The 19407-nt window shown below is 50.9% G+C and carries 19 protein-coding genes and 1 other RNA gene; 11 read left to right on the top strand and 9 right to left on the bottom strand.

Annotated features, from left to right (window positions below):
* The first annotated feature begins 182 nt into the window (after window positions 1-182).
* Together WG891_RS09905 and WG891_RS09900 are read left to right on the top strand one after the other, a co-directional pair.
* Window positions 183-578 (top strand): DoxX family protein, encoded by a 396-nt coding sequence (locus WG891_RS09905; protein ID WP_337262686.1) that lies wholly within the window; start codon window positions 183-185, stop codon window positions 576-578.
* Between the two features lie 74 nt (window positions 579-652).
* Window positions 653-1639, top strand: coding sequence for a glutathione S-transferase family protein (locus WG891_RS09900; protein WP_337262687.1), 987 nt, complete (start codon window positions 653-655; stop codon window positions 1637-1639).
* Window positions 1640-1665: 26 nt separating this feature from the next.
* On the opposite strand, the gene WG891_RS09895 is transcribed toward WG891_RS09900, so the two are convergent.
* Complete coding sequence (locus WG891_RS09895) at window positions 1666-2571, bottom strand: LysR family transcriptional regulator (protein WP_337262688.1); 906 nt, start codon at window positions 2569-2571, stop codon at window positions 1666-1668.
* 109 nt (window positions 2572-2680) lie between these two features.
* On the opposite strand from WG891_RS09895, the gene WG891_RS09890 reads away from it, so the two are divergent.
* From WG891_RS09890 to WG891_RS09880, 3 genes are all read left to right on the top strand, one after another.
* Window positions 2681-3382 carry a pirin family protein gene (locus tag WG891_RS09890; protein WP_337262689.1) on the top strand — a complete coding sequence of 234 codons (702 nt, stop codon included), beginning with the start codon at window positions 2681-2683 and terminating at the stop codon, window positions 3380-3382.
* Between the two features lie 319 nt (window positions 3383-3701).
* Window positions 3702-4049: a hypothetical protein gene (locus WG891_RS09885; RefSeq protein ID WP_337262690.1), complete on the top strand. Its 348-nt coding sequence runs from the start codon at window positions 3702-3704 to the stop codon at window positions 4047-4049.
* A gap of 257 nt (window positions 4050-4306) precedes the next feature.
* The gene (locus WG891_RS09880; RefSeq protein ID WP_337262691.1) at window positions 4307-4876 is read left to right on the top strand and encodes a recombinase family protein; all 570 of its coding nucleotides are present in this window, start codon (window positions 4307-4309) and stop codon (window positions 4874-4876) included.
* Window positions 4877-5122: 246 nt separating this feature from the next.
* Here the strand turns inward: WG891_RS09880 and WG891_RS09875 are convergent, their stop codons facing one another.
* Window positions 5123-5812 (bottom strand): YagK/YfjJ domain-containing protein, encoded by a 690-nt coding sequence (locus WG891_RS09875; protein WP_337262692.1) that lies wholly within the window; start codon window positions 5810-5812, stop codon window positions 5123-5125.
* A gap of 531 nt (window positions 5813-6343) precedes the next feature.
* Here WG891_RS09875 and WG891_RS09870 point away from each other — a divergent pair.
* Entirely contained in the window at window positions 6344-6592 is a 249-nt protein-coding gene (locus tag WG891_RS09870) for a hypothetical protein (RefSeq protein ID WP_337262693.1), read from the top strand.
* A 77-nt stretch (window positions 6593-6669) separates the two neighbouring features.
* Window positions 6670-7323 carry a hypothetical protein gene (locus WG891_RS09865; RefSeq protein ID WP_337262694.1) on the top strand — a complete coding sequence of 218 codons (654 nt, stop codon included), beginning with the start codon at window positions 6670-6672 and terminating at the stop codon, window positions 7321-7323.
* Window positions 7324-7449: 126 nt separating this feature from the next.
* On the opposite strand, the gene WG891_RS09860 is transcribed toward WG891_RS09865, so the two are convergent.
* The 3 genes from WG891_RS09860 to rsmI all read right to left on the bottom strand — a co-directional run bounded on the left by WG891_RS09860 (window position 7450) and on the right by rsmI (window position 10405).
* A complete protein-coding gene (locus tag WG891_RS09860; protein ID WP_337262695.1) occupies window positions 7450-9060 on the bottom strand; it encodes a tyrosine-type recombinase/integrase in 1611 nt (536 codons plus the stop codon).
* Between the two features lie 61 nt (window positions 9061-9121).
* Window positions 9122-9500: RNase P RNA component class A (gene rnpB, locus WG891_RS09855), an RNA gene on the bottom strand.
* A 41-nt stretch (window positions 9501-9541) separates the two neighbouring features.
* Complete coding sequence (gene rsmI, locus WG891_RS09850; protein WP_337262696.1) at window positions 9542-10405, bottom strand: 16S rRNA (cytidine(1402)-2'-O)-methyltransferase; 864 nt, start codon at window positions 10403-10405, stop codon at window positions 9542-9544.
* Between the two features lie 62 nt (window positions 10406-10467).
* Between rsmI and WG891_RS09845 the strand changes: the two genes are divergently transcribed.
* The 4 genes from WG891_RS09845 to dolP all read left to right on the top strand — a co-directional run bounded on the left by WG891_RS09845 (window position 10468) and on the right by dolP (window position 14120).
* Window positions 10468-12468 carry a penicillin-binding protein activator gene (locus WG891_RS09845; protein ID WP_337262697.1) on the top strand — a complete coding sequence of 667 codons (2001 nt, stop codon included), beginning with the start codon at window positions 10468-10470 and terminating at the stop codon, window positions 12466-12468.
* Entirely contained in the window at window positions 12465-12818 is a 354-nt protein-coding gene (locus tag WG891_RS09840) for a YraN family protein (RefSeq protein ID WP_208611198.1), read from the top strand. The genes WG891_RS09845 and WG891_RS09840 overlap by 4 nt, the downstream gene beginning before the upstream one ends.
* A 125-nt stretch (window positions 12819-12943) precedes the next feature.
* Entirely contained in the window at window positions 12944-13534 is a 591-nt protein-coding gene (gene diaA / locus WG891_RS09835; protein ID WP_337262730.1) for a DnaA initiator-associating protein DiaA, read from the top strand.
* Between the two features lie 10 nt (window positions 13535-13544).
* Entirely contained in the window at window positions 13545-14120 is a 576-nt protein-coding gene (dolP, locus tag WG891_RS09830; RefSeq protein ID WP_337262698.1) for a division/outer membrane stress-associated lipid-binding lipoprotein, read from the top strand.
* A 140-nt stretch (window positions 14121-14260) separates the two neighbouring features.
* Here the strand turns inward: dolP and mtgA are convergent, their stop codons facing one another.
* The 4 genes from mtgA to WG891_RS09810 form a co-directional block, all read right to left on the bottom strand.
* Complete coding sequence (mtgA, locus tag WG891_RS09825; protein ID WP_337262699.1) at window positions 14261-14992, bottom strand: monofunctional biosynthetic peptidoglycan transglycosylase; 732 nt, start codon at window positions 14990-14992, stop codon at window positions 14261-14263.
* Window positions 14989-15642, bottom strand: coding sequence for an isoprenoid biosynthesis glyoxalase ElbB (gene elbB, locus WG891_RS09820; RefSeq protein ID WP_337262731.1), 654 nt, complete (start codon window positions 15640-15642; stop codon window positions 14989-14991). The genes mtgA and elbB overlap by 4 nt, the downstream gene beginning before the upstream one ends.
* Before the next feature lie 237 nt (window positions 15643-15879).
* Window positions 15880-18219: an aerobic respiration two-component sensor histidine kinase ArcB gene (gene arcB / locus WG891_RS09815; RefSeq protein WP_337262700.1), complete on the bottom strand. Its 2340-nt coding sequence runs from the start codon at window positions 18217-18219 to the stop codon at window positions 15880-15882.
* Window positions 18220-18333: 114 nt separating this feature from the next.
* The gene (locus WG891_RS09810) at window positions 18334-19260 is read right to left on the bottom strand and encodes a TIGR01212 family radical SAM protein (protein WP_337262701.1); all 927 of its coding nucleotides are present in this window, start codon (window positions 19258-19260) and stop codon (window positions 18334-18336) included.
* Window positions 19261-19407: the final 147 nt, after the last annotated feature.

Here is a 19407-nt window from a genome sequence, read left to right as displayed (position 1 = left end):
TTATCTGGGCGTTATTAGCAGACTAAGCATTCAGTTTTTTTGAAAAAATAAAACAGATTTACTTGCTAACAACCGTAACCATTCTCGTCTACCATTTATTTCATCAACGGGTCACGAGCACATCAAGCCTCTGGCCGCACAGATGCCAAGATTGGCAAACAAAATCACTTTCGGAGTTAATGATGAAAAAATTAGAAGATACAGGTTTGCTGGTAGCGCGTATTCTGATGCCAATCCTGTTTATCGTGGCAGGTTACGGCAAAATGGGTGATGCCTATGCGGGCACTCAACAATACATGCAGGCAATGGGTGTACCTGGTTTTCTACTGCCATTGACTATTCTGCTGGAACTGGGCGGCGGTCTGGCGATTCTGTTCGGTTTCCTGACCCGCACCGTGGCACTGTTCACTGCCGGTTTCACCATTCTGACCGCACTGTTGTTCCACACTAACTTTGCCGAAGGTGTAAACCAACTGATGTTTATGAAAAACCTGAGCATTGCCGGTGGTTACATCGTTCTGGCGATTGCAGGCCCTGGTGGTTTCAGCATCGACCGCCTTCTGAACAAAAAATGGTAAGTTGACCATCTCAGCCAAAGGCCTGGAGTTCCGGGCCTTTGGGCTTTTCTCACTGCGCGATGAAGGAGATCATCATGGGGCAACTCGTTGATGGCGTTTGGCAAGACACCTGGTATGACACCGCCTCTACCGGGGGCCGTTTCAAGCGTTCAGCCGCTCAGTTCCGCAACTGGGTTACGATAGACGGCCAGCCCGGCGTTGGTGGCAACGGCGGGTTCAAGGCAGAAACCGATCGTTACCACCTTTATGTTTCCCTCGCCTGCCCCTGGGCACACCGCACCCTGCTGATGCGTAAGCTGAAAGGGCTGGAGCAGATCGTTCCGCTTTCCGTTGTCCACCCGCTGATGCTGGAAAACGGTTGGACCTTTGGCGAAGATTTCCCTGCAGCCACCGGCGACGCACTGCATCACGCCGATTTTCTCTACCAGCTCTACCTGCGTGCCGACCCGCACTACAGCGGGCGCGTGACCGTCCCGGTGCTGTGGGACAAACAGCAGAACACCATCGTCAGCAACGAGTCGGCCGACATCATGCGCATGTTCAACAGCGCGTTTGATGCCATTGGTGCGCGTGCAGGTGACTATTATCCTGCTGAGCTACGCGCCAACATCGACGAACTGAACGGCTGGATTTATGACGGTGTGAATAACGGAGTGTATCGAGCCGGTTTTGCCACCCGCCAGGAAGCGTATGACGAAGCCGTACAGGGGGTGTTTGCCACATTGGAACGGCTGGAGCAGATTCTGGATCAACACCGCTATCTGACAGGCGATCGCCTGACCGAAGCCGATTTGCGCCTGTGGACCACGCTGGTTCGCTTTGATCCGGTGTATGTCACCCATTTCAAATGCGATCAACGCCGCATCAGCGATTACCCTAATCTGTATGGTTTCCTGCGCGATATCTATCAGATGCCGGGCATGGCGGAGACGGTCAATATGGCGCATATCCGCCATCACTATTACCGCAGCCATGCCACCATCAACCCGCATGGCATTATTTCTCTTGGGCCGACGCAGGACCTTAATGCGCCACACGGGCGCGATCGGCACTTTGGTTAACGTTTTACCCCGTCCACCAGACGGGGTTACTGATTTTCCTGCCGGGCAAACAGGCGTGGGATCTCACGCAGGAACCAGGATTTGGCCTCCCCCATGCTGTCACGCCGCCAGGCCATGATAATATCGACTTCCCGGCTATACTCCGGCCCTACCACGCGCAAGCGCCCCGCTTCGATGTCTTTTTCCACCATGCTGTACGGCAGGGTAGCCACCCCCAGCCCGGCCAGCAGAGCACGGCGTTTATCTTCAATGGTGCTGACCGTCAGGCGCTGCTGCTTATCCAGCAGTTGCACGGTCAGCACCGGTCGCTCACGCGCGGTATCAGCCACCGCAATGCCGCGATACTTCACCCGCGTGGTTTCTGACAACGGCTCCGGCTCCAGGTGGATCGGATGATCCGGTGCCGCCACATAGACGCTCATCACTTTGTAAAGCTTACGGGTATTGATTTCCGATGAGGCACGAAAGTGCATATCCGGCGCGATCACGATATCGGCACGCCCCTGCTCCAAACGCTCCCAGGCACCGGCCAGCACTTCGGTAAAGATCGAAACCTGGGTGTTCGCCTTCAGCGCCAGTTTATCGATCAGCGGGAACAGTTTAGCCGCCGGTGACAGGGCCTCGCTCACGATGGTCAGATGAGTTTCCCAGCCGCGCGCCAGTGCCTCTGCATCGGTGGTCAGCTTATCAGCGGCCTCAAGCAACACGCGCCCGCGCTCCAGCAGCATCCGCCCGACGTTGGTAAACTTGGTGCGATGCCCTGAACGATCGAACAGCACCACGTCCAGCTCTTCTTCCAACTTTTGCATGGTATAGCTGAGCGCCGAAGGCACACGCCCCAGTTCATCAGCAGCGGCGGCGAAGCTGCCACGGCGGTCAATCGCATCCATTACCCTCAGCGCTTCCAGCGTTAATGCACGATCTCTGGCCATCGAGTCTCTCTTTCAGGAAATTTGAATATACTGACCAGATTAACTGGCTAACAATCCTGCGTCCAGATGCTTACCATTCGAGTTATGAATATTTAAAGAGCCGATTGCCATGATTACATGCAGAACAGCACAACAATGCGGGCAAGCTGACTTTGGTTGGCTACAGGCTCGTTATACCTTTTCCTTTGGGCATTACTTTGATCCAAAACTGATGGGCTACGCCTCGTTACGGGTGCTGAATCAGGAAGTGCTGGCACCGGGTGCGTCATTCCAACCACGCACCTACCCTAACGTCGATATTCTGAATCTGATCCTGCAAGGGGAAGCCGAATACCGCGACAGCGACGGTAATACCGTGCGAGTGGGAACGGGGGAAGCGCTGCTGCTGGCCACGCAAGCCGGGCTCAGCTACAGCGAGCAGAACATCAGCAGCAGCACAGCGCTCACCCGCATGCAACTGTGGCTGGATGCCTGCCCGGAGCGCAGTAACGATCGGGTGCAGCACCTGAGCCTGTCTGCACAGCCACATCAGCTACTGGCATCGCCTGATGGCGCACAAGGCAGCCTGCAACTGCGGCAACAGGTGTGGATCCATCACCTGAATTTACCCGCTGGCGAACAGCTGACGCTGGCACTGAACGGGCCACGAGCTTATCTGCAATCGATCCACGGTACGCTTTCAGCCAACGGCGAACACCACGACGGCCAAAAGCTGACCTGCGGAGACGGCGCGTTTATCCGCGAGGAAAATCGCCTTACCCTCCGGGCTGAGACACCGCTGCGCGCACTGCTGATTGATTTGCCTGTTTAAAAGAAAAACCCCGCGCAGCTCAGGCTATGCAGGGTTTTCTATGTGATAGAGGGAGTTGACCGGTAAGGCAACTAGCCAAATCCAAAGGCTGATTCCCGCTGCATTCACATGTGGTTAATGGTTCATGTGTATCTCAGTTTGTATCCCATGATACTGATTCCAATGGGTTTATCAATACCGTGATCTACCCCATAGAAAACCATCGTAGTAATAGCGCAAAATGGAACAACTAGCGCAAATTTTCGGCAGAATTCGCTTGATATCTCGATGTGGAAGTGTTCACAATCTTTGAATCTCATGCTTGACGGTTGGTCAGATCATGGAATTGCTTATTCTTTTAGTAGCGGGAATAGCCCTGTTCCCACATGCGAAACAACTTTGTAAAGATTTGTATTATTCGAGGTTTAAGATGACTTATCACTATGTTGAGTATGTGTATTTGGGGGATAAATGTACCACTCGCGAATACGGCCCCTTGGACGATGTTGCAGGGAGCGGTCTATTGCGTGAGATTGTAGAGCGTGGCGGCGTTGTGACAGGGCATTGGCTAGGCTCTTATGAGTCTGTCGAAAATGCCATAGATATCCGATATCATGACGAGCAGCAGGAAATTAAGACGCTGAAAGCTAAAGCAATGTACCCACAACCGAAGCGCTATAAGCTTTAGCTAATAATTTTAGATGATGTTAAAACAAGTATATAGAAGTATCAACTCGATAGCGTTGCTAAGCAAAGCTCCCTCCCTCCCTTTGAAAGCAAGTAATTTGCATCAAATATCAGGTTAGGCACGTAGCGGTATCATCTCGATAGAGTAGACACAATTGATACGTGCCATAACCATTCAATTCAGTATCAATTACCATCTTGTTATAACTCAAATGACACTGTATCTTTGATGTCACTTTAACGATACTTGAGGTGGTTATGGCTTCTTTTGGATACATACGTGTTAGTAGCAAAGATCAAAACACTCAGCGTCAAGTTGAAGCACTGGCTAATGTTGGCATCTCAGAACCAAACCTATTTATAGATAAACTCAGCGGTAAGAACACAGAGCGTCCAGAACTTCAAAAACTACTGAGCAAGGTTCGCTCAGGTGATGAGGTTGTTGTTAAGTCAGTAGACCGCTTAGCGCGTAACACGAAAGATTTATTGGCATTGCTAGAAGAAATGACCACCAGTGGAGTTACGGTAAAGTTCATTGATAACTCAATGTCGTTTGATAACACCCCCACCAGCACGTTTATGATTACCATGCTTGGGGCTGTTGGCGACTTGGAGCGTAATTTCATCCGTCAGCGCCAACAAGAGGGGATTGCAATAGCTAAAGCAAAAGGTGATGTGTTTAAAGGTAGAGTGAAAGATGAAGCTCTACGGACCAAATTAAAAGGCTATCTTGCCAGTAGTAACTTATCTGCTGATGAAATAGCGAAACTCTGTGGCTGTGGACGTGCTACCGTATTTCGCATCAAGAAAGAAATGAGAGTAAGTTAAACACCATATTAGTAATTCACTGACCATTAGAGTAGAGGTGTTTTTCACAATAGTGTTTAAATCGCAATACAAGCCATTTTGAGAGCATTTAATTCAACCCTGTGGGTATGTATTGGTGCATGCAATTAAATGCCGTACAGCCCGTCACAGGGGGTTATATGAGGCTTTTAAAACTCAAGCTGTGCCTTAACATTTAAATTCTGTAGTATAGAGAGGAGAGTGACGATTGTTAAACAATTAAACCATCTAAGCAGCCAGAAGTATAGCTGATTTCCTTTTCATCTTTCCATGAAGCCTTGAACCGTCATAACGTTTAGTATTATCGCCTAGAGAATACTTACCCCTGTCCTTAGCAAGATACGAAACTCTGTAGACGAAATCACGTAATTCCTTATCATTATCAGCGCGACTGATCATATGACCAGACTCACTAGGTAAGTGTGATAAGCCTTTCCCTTCTGTTAATTCTGACCATAGTTCACTTATCACTCTAAACATTCCAGTATTTCTGTGACCAGTTTTCCATACCTGATTCCCAGGCACAGCAATCCAAGCATGATAATGGGCTTGCTTGGCTTTCTCAATTTCCCAGACCCAACCATATGCAAATTTCTTGATGGGCTGACCATCCCAATTCTTAGCCCTGAACTTATCCCTAATTTTAGAGAAAAGCTGACTTATTAATACATTAGATTGTTCTATAGGCATTCCTTGTGGAACATGCAGATCAAACCTAAAAGCGAAGACGCGGCTATAATATTCTCTCATGGCACATATTTCATCTATAAACTTTACAAGTATCTCAGAGCTTAAAGGAGAGTACCTCTTACTCTCTTTATAATTAACTCGATAGCTAATTCCATTATGAGTAAAAGTGGCGTTCTCAATCAAAACAAAACGGCCTTTCTTCTTGTTAATTAATGATGATGTAGTCATTTACTTCTCCTTGCAATAAAATAAAACCCAAGCCAAACTTCAGCCAGAGAGACAAGTTGCCATATAGTCTTAGATTAGACAAAGATGATTTAGACTGGATAGATACAGATTGAAGACCAGTAGACTTTAATTAGATTTAGACAGATACAGATAGATATTATTTTATATCCCGTAAGCAATAGTGCTTGTTGGAGATAGATCCAGATATAGATCATTCAAGCAGGTCAAGGCTCGCAAACCAACTGGGGATTCTATAAGACAGGGAGCATAAATCCGTAAATGTTACACACCCTACCTCTTCATTTTACCCGTCTAGTGCATGTTTAGCAAGCCACATAGGACTATTTAATATCCACTTCATTATCATGGGCTATCTAGAGACCAGATACCTCGAAGGACAACTTCAAGTCTCGCCCAATCGATCGTTAAAAACGATCAATATTTAATACTTGATAGATTTTGCAGATCAATTAAACTGTATTGTAACTGATGAAAATGTGCTAACTACATGTAAAAATGGAGAATATCGATATGAAAAAGATTATTGCCTTGGGGTTGTTGTTGGGGGTGATGAGTGTAAGCGTGCATGCGGAAGAAGCTTCTCAAGAGCTTAAAGAAGAGGCTCAAGCGGTGATACGGTCAGCGGGTTACAAGTGTGATACAGTAAATGGTGCGTATCCAGCCCATTTCAGCATGTCAGTCAAAGTGTTTTGTGATGATGTATATACATACATAATAAGAGACAAAGGAGGTCGATATATTGTAGAGATTGATGATTAATAGGGGGTTATACAGGGTAGGAATGAATCTTTGGATTTCATCCGCCCTCATTGCCGATAACACATGGAGATCTTAGTGTGGCTCTTAAAAACTGCCGTGAATGCAATGCACAAGTATCATCTCAAGCAAAAGTTTGCCCAAGTTGTGGCATCAAAAAGCCATATCAATCCAAAATTGCCCCCATAATAACCTTGGTTATAGTTGCGGTAATAGCATATATCTCCAGGTCCAGTGATAATAGTGACGCAGCTATTTCCAATGAAAATATTTCTTCACAAAGTTGGAGGGTCGCTAATGGTTATACTTTTCTTGCTCCCAAAGTTGATGCTCCTGCAAATGAAATGAAACCTTTCACTCTATCTCAGGTTTGTCGTGCAGGTATGGCAGTATTTTTAGGATTGGATGTAAAGATAATTAAGGCAACTGCATCTCCTGTCGAAAAGGCTATTTTACTTTCCTATAAAAGACCAAGTGATGGAAAGTTTTTCTCTAATAACTGCAAAATTTCTAAGAATAATATTATTTGGTCTGAAACAGATTACGTGTCAGACCGTTGGAATGGGGAGGGTGAGGTTGATTCACTGCTAACATTCTCCATAGCATCTAAAACATTTGTCAATACTGGAAATAAAGAAAAAGCACAACCAATACTAATTATCGAAGAGGAATACGCTAGTGGAGGTAGTAAAAAAGAAGAGTTCACACTGCCTAAATTAATGTTCTCACGTTAATTGATTCATATTCAAAGAAAAGAGGATGGGGTACAGTGATAATAATACGACTGAGAAAGTAGTGAGGAGAGAAGGGGCATAGAGTTGCCCCAAAAAACATGTAAAATATTTTATAACTTCCTATTATCACTTAAGCCAGTCAATACTATCAACCACCGGAAGCAAAGCAGAAACTCTCATTTTTCCTGTATAGGTCTGCGTTTCCCCTTGGTCAGAATGCTCATGGCCTATCGTCTGTTGGATAAGTGTGAGTCTATGTTTCGTCTGTGCTTCCGTTACAAAGGTATGGCGTAAACTATGCACAATACGTCTATGCTTATAATCATCAAGGTAATCAATACCCAGCATCTCACGTATCTCATGAAAAACTCGCGTTACCTTATTGCTATAAGTGATCTCAGGGAACAATTTATCATTGGGGTTCTTTCCTTTTTTATAATCCAAAAAACCCATATCAATCAAACGAAGAGCAATAGGAACTTGTCGAATCCCAGCTTCAGTTTTACTGTCCTCAATCATAATATAATACCTTTGGCTATCATCATCTAAGCGAACATCTGACACTTTCAGCTTAGCGATTTCAGAACGGCGTGCACCAGTGTACGACAGCAAAAGAAATACCCATTTTTTCCAACCATCCAATGTTAAAAAATGTTCTACCAGCTTGCGCATTTCAGTGTGGCTGTAATAACCATAACTACGACTTTTTGCCTCATATTTAATTTTGTTAGTCGGCGATGATTCAAGTACATCTACCTCACCAGTCAGATATGTGGAGAATAACCCTTGACACAGTTTCAGATAGTCTCTGACTGTCTTCGATGACACCAAGTCTTCTTCTTCGACCTCATCCAAATCTAAGCATTGTTGGACTGTCATTCTGTTATACGGTTTCATATTTTGACGGGGAAGTCTTTCCACAACTTCGAGTAAGTTCTTAATATCACGGCGCGTAATCTCAACAACAGGAGTATCCTTACCCAGAACTATTGCTATTACTTCAAAGTACTTTTCGTTGGTCTGTCTTATTTTATCGTTCCAGCTCGATTTATACTTGACGAAATCACCCCACGCCTCAGTTAAAGTTGGAATTTTGAACAATTGTGAAGGCATATCTTCATGCTGGACTGGCGGGGTTTCTGGCTTTAACGATGCAAGTATCTGTCGGTACTCTGGGTGGTTATTTTGTAGGAACGCCGTCTTTGCATCACATACTTGTTTCCACAACAGATCACACTCGGCGGCTATGCTGTCGATCTCAATTTCTCTCCCGGATATGTCGTACTTGCTGCTCAATTGATCAACTACTGAATCTTCTAAAATCGCAGGAGCATCATTGAGATACGTTGTTCCCAGCATTTTACTCATGTCGATTGCTTTGGATTTTTCTGCTGACAACGACATCCCTCCTCTAAGACTTGCTCTGACTTCTGCCGGAATATTTTTCGCTGCTTCGTAAAACACTGCTTGGGTTTCTAGCAAGTAATTATCAATATCTTTCTGCTCTAACTTTTTCATTTTTTTGATAATGTCTGAAAGTTGACCTGCACCCATCCTAGCGGATTTCACTAAAGATATGAATAACCCAAGGCGAACTGTAATGTAACGGGCTCTTGTCGCTGAATCACAACTCAAAGAAGTACGGAAGAATTTGTTTCTGGATAGCCTGAAGTGAAGGTAGTAATTCTTGCCACGTCGAATGACATTTGGAATGGCACAAGTGTTGGTGTATCCCATCTTGTATCTCACTATGACGTGAAACGCAGTAGGGACACACCAACCTATTGTTTTTAAAGAGGAGTGGAGTTGACCGGTAAGCCGGGTTCTGTCGTGGACAGTCATTCCTCTAGGCCAGCAATCGCTCACTGGCTCAAGCAGCCTACCCGGGTTCAGTACGGGCCGTACCATGCGAACCCCTATTTGGCCTTGCTCCGGGTGGAGTTTACCGTGCCACGGACTGTTGCCAGCCGCGCGGTGCGCTCTTACCGCACCCTTTCACCCTTACCTGATCCCGCTTGCACGGGCCATCGGCGGTTTGCTCTCTGTTGCACTAGTCGTAGGCTTGCGCCTCCCAGGCGTTACCTGGCACCCTGCCCTATGGAGCCCGGACTTTCCTCCCCTCCATCTGTCTCCCCCGAAGAGGACGGCAATGAAGCGGCGACTGTCTGGTCAACTCCGGCGCGGATAGTAGCGTCGTGCCCCCGGCAGGTCAACAGCTTTACTGCTCCTGATGCTCTAGCGCATGTTTATACAACGCATTTTTCTTCACGCCGTGGATTTCTGCCGCCAAAGCCGCCGCCTTTTTCAACGGCAGCTCTTTTTGCAGCAGCGCCAGCGTGCGTAGCGCCTCCAGCGGGAGATCGTCCTCCTGCACCTGGTAGCCTTCAACAATCAGCACCATCTCCCCGCGGCGGCGAACTTCATCTTCCTGCACCCAGGCCAGCAGTTCCCCTACCGGCGCACCGTGGATCGACTCCCAGGTTTTGGTCAACTCACGAGCCAGCACCACATAGCGTTGCGGCCCCCATACGGTGACCATGTCCTGCAGGCTGTCCAGTAAGCGGTGGGTTGATTCATAGAAAATCAGCGTGCGCGGTTCCTCTGCCAACGCCAGCAGAGTATCCTTACGGCCTTTGGTTTTCGCCGGCAGGAACCCTTCGTAGCAGAAGCGATCGGACGCCAGCCCTGCGGCGCACAGCGCCGTGGTGGCAGCACAGGCCCCCGGCAGCGGCACGACGCGGATCCCCGCTTCACGGCAGCGGCGCACCAGGTGATAACCGGGGTCGTTGATCAATGGCGTGCCAGCGTCGGAAACCAGTGCTATGCTCTGGCCTTCCTGCAGTTTCGCCAGCAATTGGTCCGCCTTCTGCTGTTCGTTATGGTCGTGCAGCGCAAACAACCGCGCGCTAATGGCAAAGTGTTGCAACAGCAACCCGGTATGACGCGTATCTTCCGCCGCAATCAGATCGACGCTTTTCAGTACTTCGAGTGCCCGATAAGTGATATCCCCTAGGTTACCGATGGGAGTAGGCACCACGTACAGCGTTGAGGCAGAAATGACTGATTGTTGCTGTTGATTCATTGTTTCATCCGGATTGCCGATTTAATATTGAGCATCTTGAAAAAAACATCACTGGATACAGTATGCTTTCCTCAACATTCATTCGTACCAAAGCAGGGCGTTTACTCCCTGTTGTACTGGCAGCCATGCTGTTAGCCGGTTGCCCGAGTCAGGCGCCACAAACTCCGCCGATAAATATACAAGATGAAGCGAGCGCCAACTCTGATTACTATCTGCAACAACTGCAGCAAAGCAGCGATGATAACAAGGCTGACTGGCAATTACTTGCTATTCGCGCATTAATCCGTGAGGGCCAATTGCCGCAGGCCGCTGCGCAACTGAACGCCCTGCCACAAGACATGAACAACTCGCAATTGGTAGAACGCCAGTTGCTGCTTGCAGAACTGCAGGTGGGCAACAAAAGTTACGATGCCGCACGCAATTCACTGAGCAGCATCGACAGCAACGCGCTTTCATCTAATCAGTTAGTGCGCCTGTATCAGGCTCAGATTGCGGCCAATCAGGGCCAGGCGTCGCTGCCGTTGATCCGTGCCTATATTGCTCAGGAACCGCTGCTGCCCGTCAATGCACGGCAGGATAACCTGGATCAGACCTGGAAGGCCCTGCTCGGCCTCAAGCCCGCTGATATGAACAGCCTGGTGATTAACGCCGACGAAAACGTACTGCAGGGCTGGCTGGATCTGTTGCGGGTTTACCAGGAAAACAAACAGGATCCCGAACTGCTGAAAGCCGGTATCAAAGACTGGCAGAACCGCTACCCACAAAACCCAGCGGCCAAAAATCTGCCAAACCAATTGAACCAGGTGCTGAGTTTCAGCCAGGCCTCCACCTCGCACATCGCGTTGCTGTTGCCGCTGAACGGCCAAGCTAAGGTGTTTGCTGATGCTATCCAGCAAGGTTTTGCCACCGCCCAAAGCGGCATTACGCTCACCGCACCGGTTCAGCCAACGCCGCCAACCAATAACCCGGATCAGAGTGCTGCCGCGGCACCAAATGCCAACGGCGCGGTGAGCCCTTCCGCACCGCCTGCGGATATTACTCCGGCCCAACCGGCAGCCCCATCCGCCGCGCCAGCGATGCCTGCGCAGCCCGCCAATGCTCAGGTGAAGGTCTATGATACGTCCGGTCAGCCGCTGTCCGCCTTGCTGGCTCAGGCTCAGCAGGAAGGGGCAACTCTGGTGGTCGGCCCGTTACTGAAAACCGATGTTGATCAGCTTGCCAGCACACCCACCACGCTGAACGTGCTGGCCCTCAATCAGCCGGAACAACCGCAGGATAGCCCGAACATCTGCTACTTCGCGCTTTCCCCAGAAGACGAAGCCCGCGATGCGGCACGCCATATCTGGGCACAGCAGAAACGCCTGCCGTTGTTGTTGATCCCGCGCGGCGCGTTCGGCGATCGTATTGCCAAAGCCTTTGCCGAAGAGTGGCAGAAGCAGGGAGGGCAAACCGTATTACAACAGAGCATCGGCTCTACCACAGAACTGCGTCAGATGGTTAACAGCGGCGGTATCCGCATGAGCGGCACGCCGGTCTCGGTCGCCGCGCCAGCGCCACAGTCGGTGACTATCGCCGGCCTGACCATTCCGGCCCCACCAAGCGATATACCGGCGTCCACCGGCGGTGGCGTTGATGCGGTGTATATCGTGGCCACGCAGGATCAACTGATGCTGATCAAGCCGATGATCGACATGACCACCAATTCGCGCAGCAAACCCGCCATGTTCGCCAGCTCACGCGGCTATCAGGCCGGTGCCGGCCCGGATTTCCGTCTGGAAATGGAAGGTTTGCAGTTCAGTGATATCCCGCTGTTGGCGGGGGTTAACCCAGCGCTGCAGCAGCAGGCCAGTGCCAAGTTCGGCAACGACTATTCTCTGGTACGCCTTTACGCCATGGGGATGGATGCCTGGACATTGGCCAACCACTTTGCTGAAATGCGTCAGCTGCCAGGGTTCCAGGTTTCTGGTGCCAGCGGTGTGCTGAGTGCCTCACCCCACTGTGTGATCTCCAGGACGCTGACTTGGTTGCAATACCGCCAGGGCTCGGTCGTTCCGGTCTCCTGAGTCGACGCGCCAAAGGGGCGGGCTACGAAATACAGGCCCGCCGCTATCTGGAGCGCGCAGGACTGACCTTTACCGCCGCCAATGTGACGGTGCGCGGTGGTGAGCTTGACCTTATCATGCGCGATGGTCAAACCTGGGTATTCGTCGAAGTGCGCTATCGGCGCAGCGCTGCCTTTGGTGACGCCGCCGCCAGCGTCACTTACCGCAAGCAACAGCGCTTGCTGCATGCCGCCGCGGTCTGGTTGGCAGGGCGCGGAGCCAGTTTTGACACATCATCTTGCCGTTTTGATGTTTTTGCGATCACCGGTAGCCAGTTAGAATGGATACCGAATGCCTTCAATGCGGATTAACTAGGGTTTATACCCTAAATAATTCGAGTCACGGACAAAAACGCAATGCGTTTTTGCCCTGTAGCTTGAAGTTTGACGGGTATACCGGTGTAAACCGGCCTTTGACTGAGTGGATTAAAAACAACGTGCTGGATAGAATCAAAGTCTGTTTTACCGAAAGCATCCAAACCCAGATTGCGGCGGCGGAAGCCCTGCCGGACGCTATCTCCTGTGCCGCGATGACCCTGGTCCAATCATTATTGAACGGCAACAAGATCCTGTGCTGCGGCAATGGAACTTCCGCCGCCAATGCGCAGCATTTTGCCGCCAGTATGATCAACCGTTTTGAAACCGAGCGCCCCAGCCTGCCCGCTATCGCGCTGAATGCCGATAACGTGGTATTAACCGCGATCGGTAACGATCGTCTGCATGACGAAGTGTATGCCAAACAGGTGCGGGCATTAGGCCATGCCGGAGATGTCTTGCTGGCAATTTCCACCCGCGGTAATAGCCGTGATATTGTGAAAGCGGTTGAAGCTGCGGTAACGCGAGATATGACCATTGTCGCCCTCACGGGTTACGATGGGGGGGAATTGGCGGGCTTACTTGGCCAACAGGACGTTGAGATCCGTATCCCTTCCCACCGCAGTGCGCGCATTCAGGAAATGCATATGTTTACCATAAATTGCCTATGCGACCTGATTGATAATACGTTGTTCCCCCACCAGGACGATTAAAGGAACCAAGATGAAGCTGAAAACAACATTGGCAGTGCTGTTCAGCGCCCTGCTGTTACAAGGCTGTGTCGGCGCTGTCGTGGTCGGCAGTGCTGCCGTTGCCACAAAGACCGCCACAGACCCGCGTTCCGTAGGAACGCAGGTCGATGACGGGACCTTGGAAGCCCGAGTTGAAAGTGCCCTGAGCAAGGATCAGCAACTGAAAAAAGAAGCCCGGGTTGTTGCCACCGCTTATCAGGGCAAGGTGCTGTTGACCGGCCAAGCACCCAGTACCGAGCTTGCCAGCCGAGCCAAGCAAATCGCACTCGGCGTAGAGGGTGCAGCAGAAGTGTATAACGAAATCCGCCAGGGCACGCCGATCAGCCTGGGAACCGCGTCTTCAGACACCTGGATCACCACCAAAGTCCGTTCGCAGCTTCTGACCAGCGACACGGTCAAATCCTCGAACGTGAAGGTAACAACCGAGAATGGTGAAGTGTTCTTACTGGGTTTGGTAACGCAAAAAGAAGGGCAGTCAGCAGCACAGATCGCCAGCCAGATCAGCGGTGTAAGGCACGTCACCACGGCATTTACTTACGTTAAATAAACTCGCGCTCCGGGGTAAGATCAGCGTATCTGCGCGCTCACCCCGCCCTCTCCCACGGGGAGAGGGCGTTATCTCTGGAATGGCGCTGAGTGATATAAGCAACGGGTTAAGAGGTGCATGCGTTCAGGCCTCATCGCCAATCACTCCAGCTCATTCTCTTTAAGAAACCCTTCCCCACCCAACTGCCGCATCTGACGCATAATCCATCGCTGGCGCTGAATCACATACCCTGATGGGGCTTTCACCTTAAACCGATGAGGATTTGGCAAAACCGCCGCCAACAAGGCTGCCTCTGATACCGTCAGCCGTTTGGCCGGTTTGTTGAAAAACCGCTGGGCCGCGGCTTCCACGCCGAAAATGCCATCACCGAATTCGACAATATTCAGATACACCGTCAAAATACGCCGCTTGGTCCACACCAGCTCAATACCCGCCGTCAGGCCAGCCTCGAGCCCTTTGCGCACCCAACTGCGTCCGTCCCATAAAAACAGGTTTTTCACCATCTGCTGGGACAGCGTAGAAGCACCGCGAATGCGTGTCGGACGGCGTTCATTATGGCTGAGCGCTTTCTCAATGGCCGCCATATCAAAACCCCAATGGTCGGGGAATTTCTGATCCTCTGCGGCCATCACTGCCAGCACCATATTCGGCGAAATGTCATCCATCGACACCCAATCCGAATGTGCCACATAGCTGAAGTCACCGCTTAACCAGGCGCTGATTTGCCGTTCCACCATCACAGCAGAAAAGGGCACTGGCAGAAAGGCAAACAGGATAATCCCCGCCAGCCACGCCCCCAGCACCGCCAGCAAAGCGCGTTTGAGCCAATACCACAGCCGGGAAAGCAGCGACCGACTCACCCATCTGATCATGCGGTGAGATCCAGAACCCGTGAAACCAGCTTATCAATTCCGCGGGCCGCTTCACCGATCGATTGAGCCAGCATGTAGGCTGGCGTCGTCACCACTTTGTTCTCAATATCGACCACAATATCATCCACAGGGCAAGTCACTGGCTCTCCCCCCATGGCATCAATCACCTCAGCGAGATCGGGATCGTTACCAATGGTCAGCCGGATTTGCTGGCCGAATATCTTTGGTAACAGCGCCGGAGCAATACACATAAATCCAATTGGTTTATGCGCCTTATGCATTTTTTGCGTAATCTCAGCTAAATCTGTATTAACGGAACATTCAACGCCTTCCTCAGCAAAACTGCTGAGATTCTTGGCTACCCCAAATCCACCGGGTACGATCAGGGCATCCAACTGGCTGACATCTGCCTGGGAAAGGGGCTGAATTTTCCCCCGTGCAATGCGTGCCGATTCCACTAAAACGTTACGTTTTTCAGGCAAAAAATCACCAGATAAGTGATTAATAACATGGAGTTGGTCTTCATCAGGCGCAAAGCACACCGCACGGGCACCGGCACGATCCAATGCCAGCAAGGTGAGGACAGCTTCATGGATCTCCGCACCGTCATAAACACCACAGCCACTCAGTACCACACCGACCTGTTTCATCGATATTCTCCCAATCAGGACGACCAATGGATGAGCATCCAAAACGAACAAACACTAACTACATCACACATTTTAATGAATCTTCTAACAAGAGCGCTTACATTTGCTATGTTGTTCGCTGTATGATGTATACGATTTTTCTGCAACCTGCTCTACCTGAACATTGAAAACCAATACGCAGGTTCACAATTTCCCTGGTGTTGGCGCAATATTCGCGCACCCCGGCCTAGGTCGGGGTCATTTTTTTTCAGCGTTCTCTACCCATGCCCGCAGCATGACCACGTCGTTACGCCACTCTTGCTTAAGCTCATCAACCCAATCCTGTACGTTGTCCCACCATGCCGGTAAGGTCGGTGTCTGAATCTGCTGTGCCAGTTGTTGCAGATGTTTAAGCCCCACGGAGCCCGCAGCCCCCTTAATCTTGTGGCCTTCTTCCGTGATCCCTTTCTGGTCCCGCGCGGTCATATTGGAATCCAGCAGCGCCAGGTAGCCCGGCATCACCTGCTCAAACATGTCCAGGCTCTGGTGAATCAACTGCGGCCCCACCAGGTCCATGTACTGCTCCAGCATGACGGTATCCAGTAACGATTCGTTAATCTGCATTGCCTTTTGCTCCATTTTTTTTGTGGTATGCGAGGGTTGTAGATCCCAGTAATGTTTGATCATCTGGGTCAAGGCCGGTACCGACAAGGGTTTGCTCAACACATCGTCCATACCCGCATCAAGATATTCTTTTTTGTCTTTCAGTACGTTGGCCGTCAACGCAATCAACGGCGGCAGCGCCTGGCCGCTGTAACGGCGGCGTAATTCACGGGCAATATCCAGCCCGGTCATGTCCGGCAACTGGATATCCAGCAGCACCAGATCGAACTCGTCTGGATCAAACATCGCCAGCGCATCATGGCCATTCATCGCCACCTCCACGCTGTTACCCAGTTTTTCCAACACCGAACGGGCAACAATCACGTTCAGCTCAATATCTTCCACCAGCAAAATGTGCAATGCCGGCAACGGCAACTCTTCTTCCTGCTCGGCCTCGTTCACCAGCTCTTGCACCGCCGGGGCCGAGATGGTCAACGTGAAGCAAGAACCGTGCCCCTGTACGCTTTGCACGGTAATATCCCCCCCCATGCTCTGCGCCAGCCGCTTGGAAACCGCCAGGCCAATCCCGGTTCCGGTAGCAGGCCGCCCGCCGTTCTGGTCTTTCACCTGGTAATACATGGCGAAGATCTTATCCTGTTCATCCTGGGGAATGCCCATGCCGGAATCTTCCACTTCGAAAATCATCCGTTCCTGGTCTTCACAGCGCACGCGCACCACAATACGGCCCTGGGGAGTGAACTTCACCGCATTGCCGATCAGATTCCACAGGATCTGACGCAGGCGCGTGCCGTCGGTGATGATTTTCTGCGGCAAGGGGAGCTGCGGTTCCATCACAAACTGCAGCCCTTTCGGCTGCGCCAGCAGGCCAGCGAGGTTTTCCAGGTCTGCCAGGAAACCGGTAAAATCCACCGGCTGATTGTCCAACTGCACTTTGCGCCGCTCGAGTTTATCCATCTCGATAATATCGTTGAAAATATTACCCAGGGTAATGGCGCTGACGTGGATGGTTTTCAGGTAGTTCAGTTGTTCATCATTCAGCTCGGTATCGAGCAGGATGCGGCTTAGGCCGACAATGCCATTAAGCGGCGTACGCAGCTCGTGGCTGATCGTTGAGATAAAGGTGGTCTTCTCCCTGCTGGCATTCTCCAGCGCGTCCTGGTAGCGCTTACGTTCGGTTATATCGCGCCCAAAGCCCATCAGCCCGTGACGCTTGCCCACGCGATCGTAAAACGGCACCTTGCGCAATTCGAAACAGGCTTTGCGCCCGTCTGGGTACACCAACCACTGCTCGTAGGTGAGGGAAACATTGTGGCGGAACACTTTTTCATCGGTTTCGATGACTTTCTCTGCGACATCCTGGCTGTAAACATCAAACGGCGTCAGGCCAATCAACTGCTTTTCGCTCTTGCCGGTCAACAGTTCCATCGCCCGGTTACAGCCGGAGAACTCTTTATCTTCGTTGCGGTAATACACCAAATCCGGTGAAGCATCGAGGAATGAACGCAACAGCACCGACTGCTGGCAGAGTTCTATCTGCGCCTGCTCGCGCTGTTCCATTTCTTCGGTCAACTTGTCCATCACCTGCTGGCGGCCTTCTTCCGCCTTGATGCGTTCGGCAATTTCTTGGTTAAGCTGGGTGATGTTCTCTTTCATCTGCTGGTTCAGGGCGAGATCGCGATTACGCATCTCTTCAAGCTTATCCACCAACCGAGCCAGGCGCTGGCGCGACTCTTCCAGTTGCTCGACCACCACCGAAAGAAAATAGACCGCCCAAGGGGTGATCAGCAGGCCAAAGAAGATGGAGCGCACCACATCGATACTTTCCACTTGGCCACGCAGCAGCATGGTGACCGCCATCTGCACCACCATCGCCAGCAGCACCAGCGCCGAAGCCAGCAACAGCGAAAAACGCACCAGCCCCAGCTTTACCATTAAATCAACGTAGTACTGCGCCAACACCCGGACTTGCTTCATGAGCCATTCCCATCAGACATAAACGTTTAAATCATACCGTAAAACACCAATGAGATAAGAAACCTTGATGGGAAGTGTGGGAATGATTACAAACCCAAACTGACTGGAGGGTGTTTAAAGAGAGTAGTGATGCCTGCTATCAAGAGCACTGCCCTGCCCGCCACGGCATTGCAGGTAACTACCCACCGCCTGCATGCCATTCCAGCGGTTTTCGCACCATAATGGTGCCAGCAGCGTTGGCCGGCGCGCGCTGGCGGAGATACGGTGATAGACAATCTCTTTCGGCGTATGGCGGATCATTTCACCGGCGCTGGCGGCGTAATCGTCCAACGCCAGCGCAGGTAAACGGCCAGCCTGCCAGGCTCGCGCCATAATGCTGCCGGTGACGATATGCAGCGGGTGCAGCTTGATGCCGTCCACACCGCTCTCAACTACCGCCTGAAGCGTTGCTAGGTGCTCGGCCTGGGTTTCCCCCGGCAAGCCGACAATCAGATGGGTACAGACCTTCAGGCCACGCTCACGCGCGTGCCGGGCGGTCTGTTGATAACAGGAGAAATTATGGCCACGGTTGATGCGCTTTAGCGTTTTATCGTGTGCTGTTTGCAGCCCCAGTTCCAACCACACTTCAAACCCTTGTTCACGATAACCGGCCAGTAAATCAAGCGCGGCATCGGGTACGCAGTCTGGGCGGGTGCCCACGCAGAGGCCGACCATTGCGGCTTGTAACAATGCCTGGCGATACATGTTGGCCAGCAGTTCCACTTCTGCATAAGTACTAGTATAGGCCTGGAAGTAAGCCAGGTAGCGCTTGGCCCGATTGACCTTTTGCGCCTGCACCGCCAGCTGTTCGGCGATACTCTGCTGCTGCATCTGTTCATCGGCAAACGAGGCAACGTTGCAGAAAGTGCAGCCGCCACGGCCAAGCGTGCCATCGCGATTTGGGCAGCTAAACCCACCATGCAGCGTGAGTTTGTGGATTTTTTCGCCATAACGGCGCTGGAGATCGCTGCCAAACATATTGACTAATTGCGGCAACTGCATAATCTTGGTGTTTCTCTGTGTTCAAAGCCCGTGATGCTAATCAAAGGTGGCTTTTCCCGCGATGACAGAGATCAACGCTTTTCTCTAAAGGCCGAGACAGACATAACTATTCATTATTAATGCAAATAAAATCACTTCCATCACGAT

Origin of the sequence: Serratia sp. MMO-28 (assembly GCF_037199905.1) — a bacterium.
In the GTDB taxonomy this organism is placed as follows: Bacteria; Pseudomonadota; Gammaproteobacteria; order Enterobacterales; family Enterobacteriaceae; genus Chania; species Chania oryzae.
This window is presented reverse-complemented; position numbering and strand designations above follow the sequence as displayed.

Coding starts and splice junctions, on each gene's coding strand:
- arcB (WP_337262700.1), bottom strand. CDS start 18,219: ATGAAGCAAGTCCGGGTGTTGGCGCAGTACTACGTTGATTTAATGGTA.
- WG891_RS09890 (WP_337262689.1), top strand. CDS start 2,681: ATGATTACATGCAGAACAGCACAACAATGCGGGCAAGCTGACTTTGGT.
- rsmI (WP_337262696.1), bottom strand. CDS start 10,405: ATGAATCAACAGCAACAATCAGTCATTTCTGCCTCAACGCTGTACGTG.
- WG891_RS09880 (WP_337262691.1), top strand. CDS start 4,307: ATGGCTTCTTTTGGATACATACGTGTTAGTAGCAAAGATCAAAACACT.
- elbB (WP_337262731.1), bottom strand. CDS start 15,642: ATGAAACAGGTCGGTGTGGTACTGAGTGGCTGTGGTGTTTATGACGGT.
- WG891_RS09905 (WP_337262686.1), top strand. CDS start 183: ATGAAAAAATTAGAAGATACAGGTTTGCTGGTAGCGCGTATTCTGATG.
- WG891_RS09870 (WP_337262693.1), top strand. CDS start 6,344: ATGAAAAAGATTATTGCCTTGGGGTTGTTGTTGGGGGTGATGAGTGTA.
- mtgA (WP_337262699.1), bottom strand. CDS start 14,992: ATGATCAGATGGGTGAGTCGGTCGCTGCTTTCCCGGCTGTGGTATTGG.
- WG891_RS09860 (WP_337262695.1), bottom strand. CDS start 9,060: ATGGGATACACCAACACTTGTGCCATTCCAAATGTCATTCGACGTGGC.
- WG891_RS09900 (WP_337262687.1), top strand. CDS start 653: ATGGGGCAACTCGTTGATGGCGTTTGGCAAGACACCTGGTATGACACC.
- WG891_RS09875 (WP_337262692.1), bottom strand. CDS start 5,812: ATGACTACATCATCATTAATTAACAAGAAGAAAGGCCGTTTTGTTTTG.
- dolP (WP_337262698.1), top strand. CDS start 13,545: ATGAAGCTGAAAACAACATTGGCAGTGCTGTTCAGCGCCCTGCTGTTA.
- WG891_RS09895 (WP_337262688.1), bottom strand. CDS start 2,571: ATGGCCAGAGATCGTGCATTAACGCTGGAAGCGCTGAGGGTAATGGAT.
- WG891_RS09810 (WP_337262701.1), bottom strand. CDS start 19,260: ATGCAGTTGCCGCAATTAGTCAATATGTTTGGCAGCGATCTCCAGCGC.
- WG891_RS09885 (WP_337262690.1), top strand. CDS start 3,702: ATGGAATTGCTTATTCTTTTAGTAGCGGGAATAGCCCTGTTCCCACAT.
- WG891_RS09845 (WP_337262697.1), top strand. CDS start 10,468: ATGCTTTCCTCAACATTCATTCGTACCAAAGCAGGGCGTTTACTCCCT.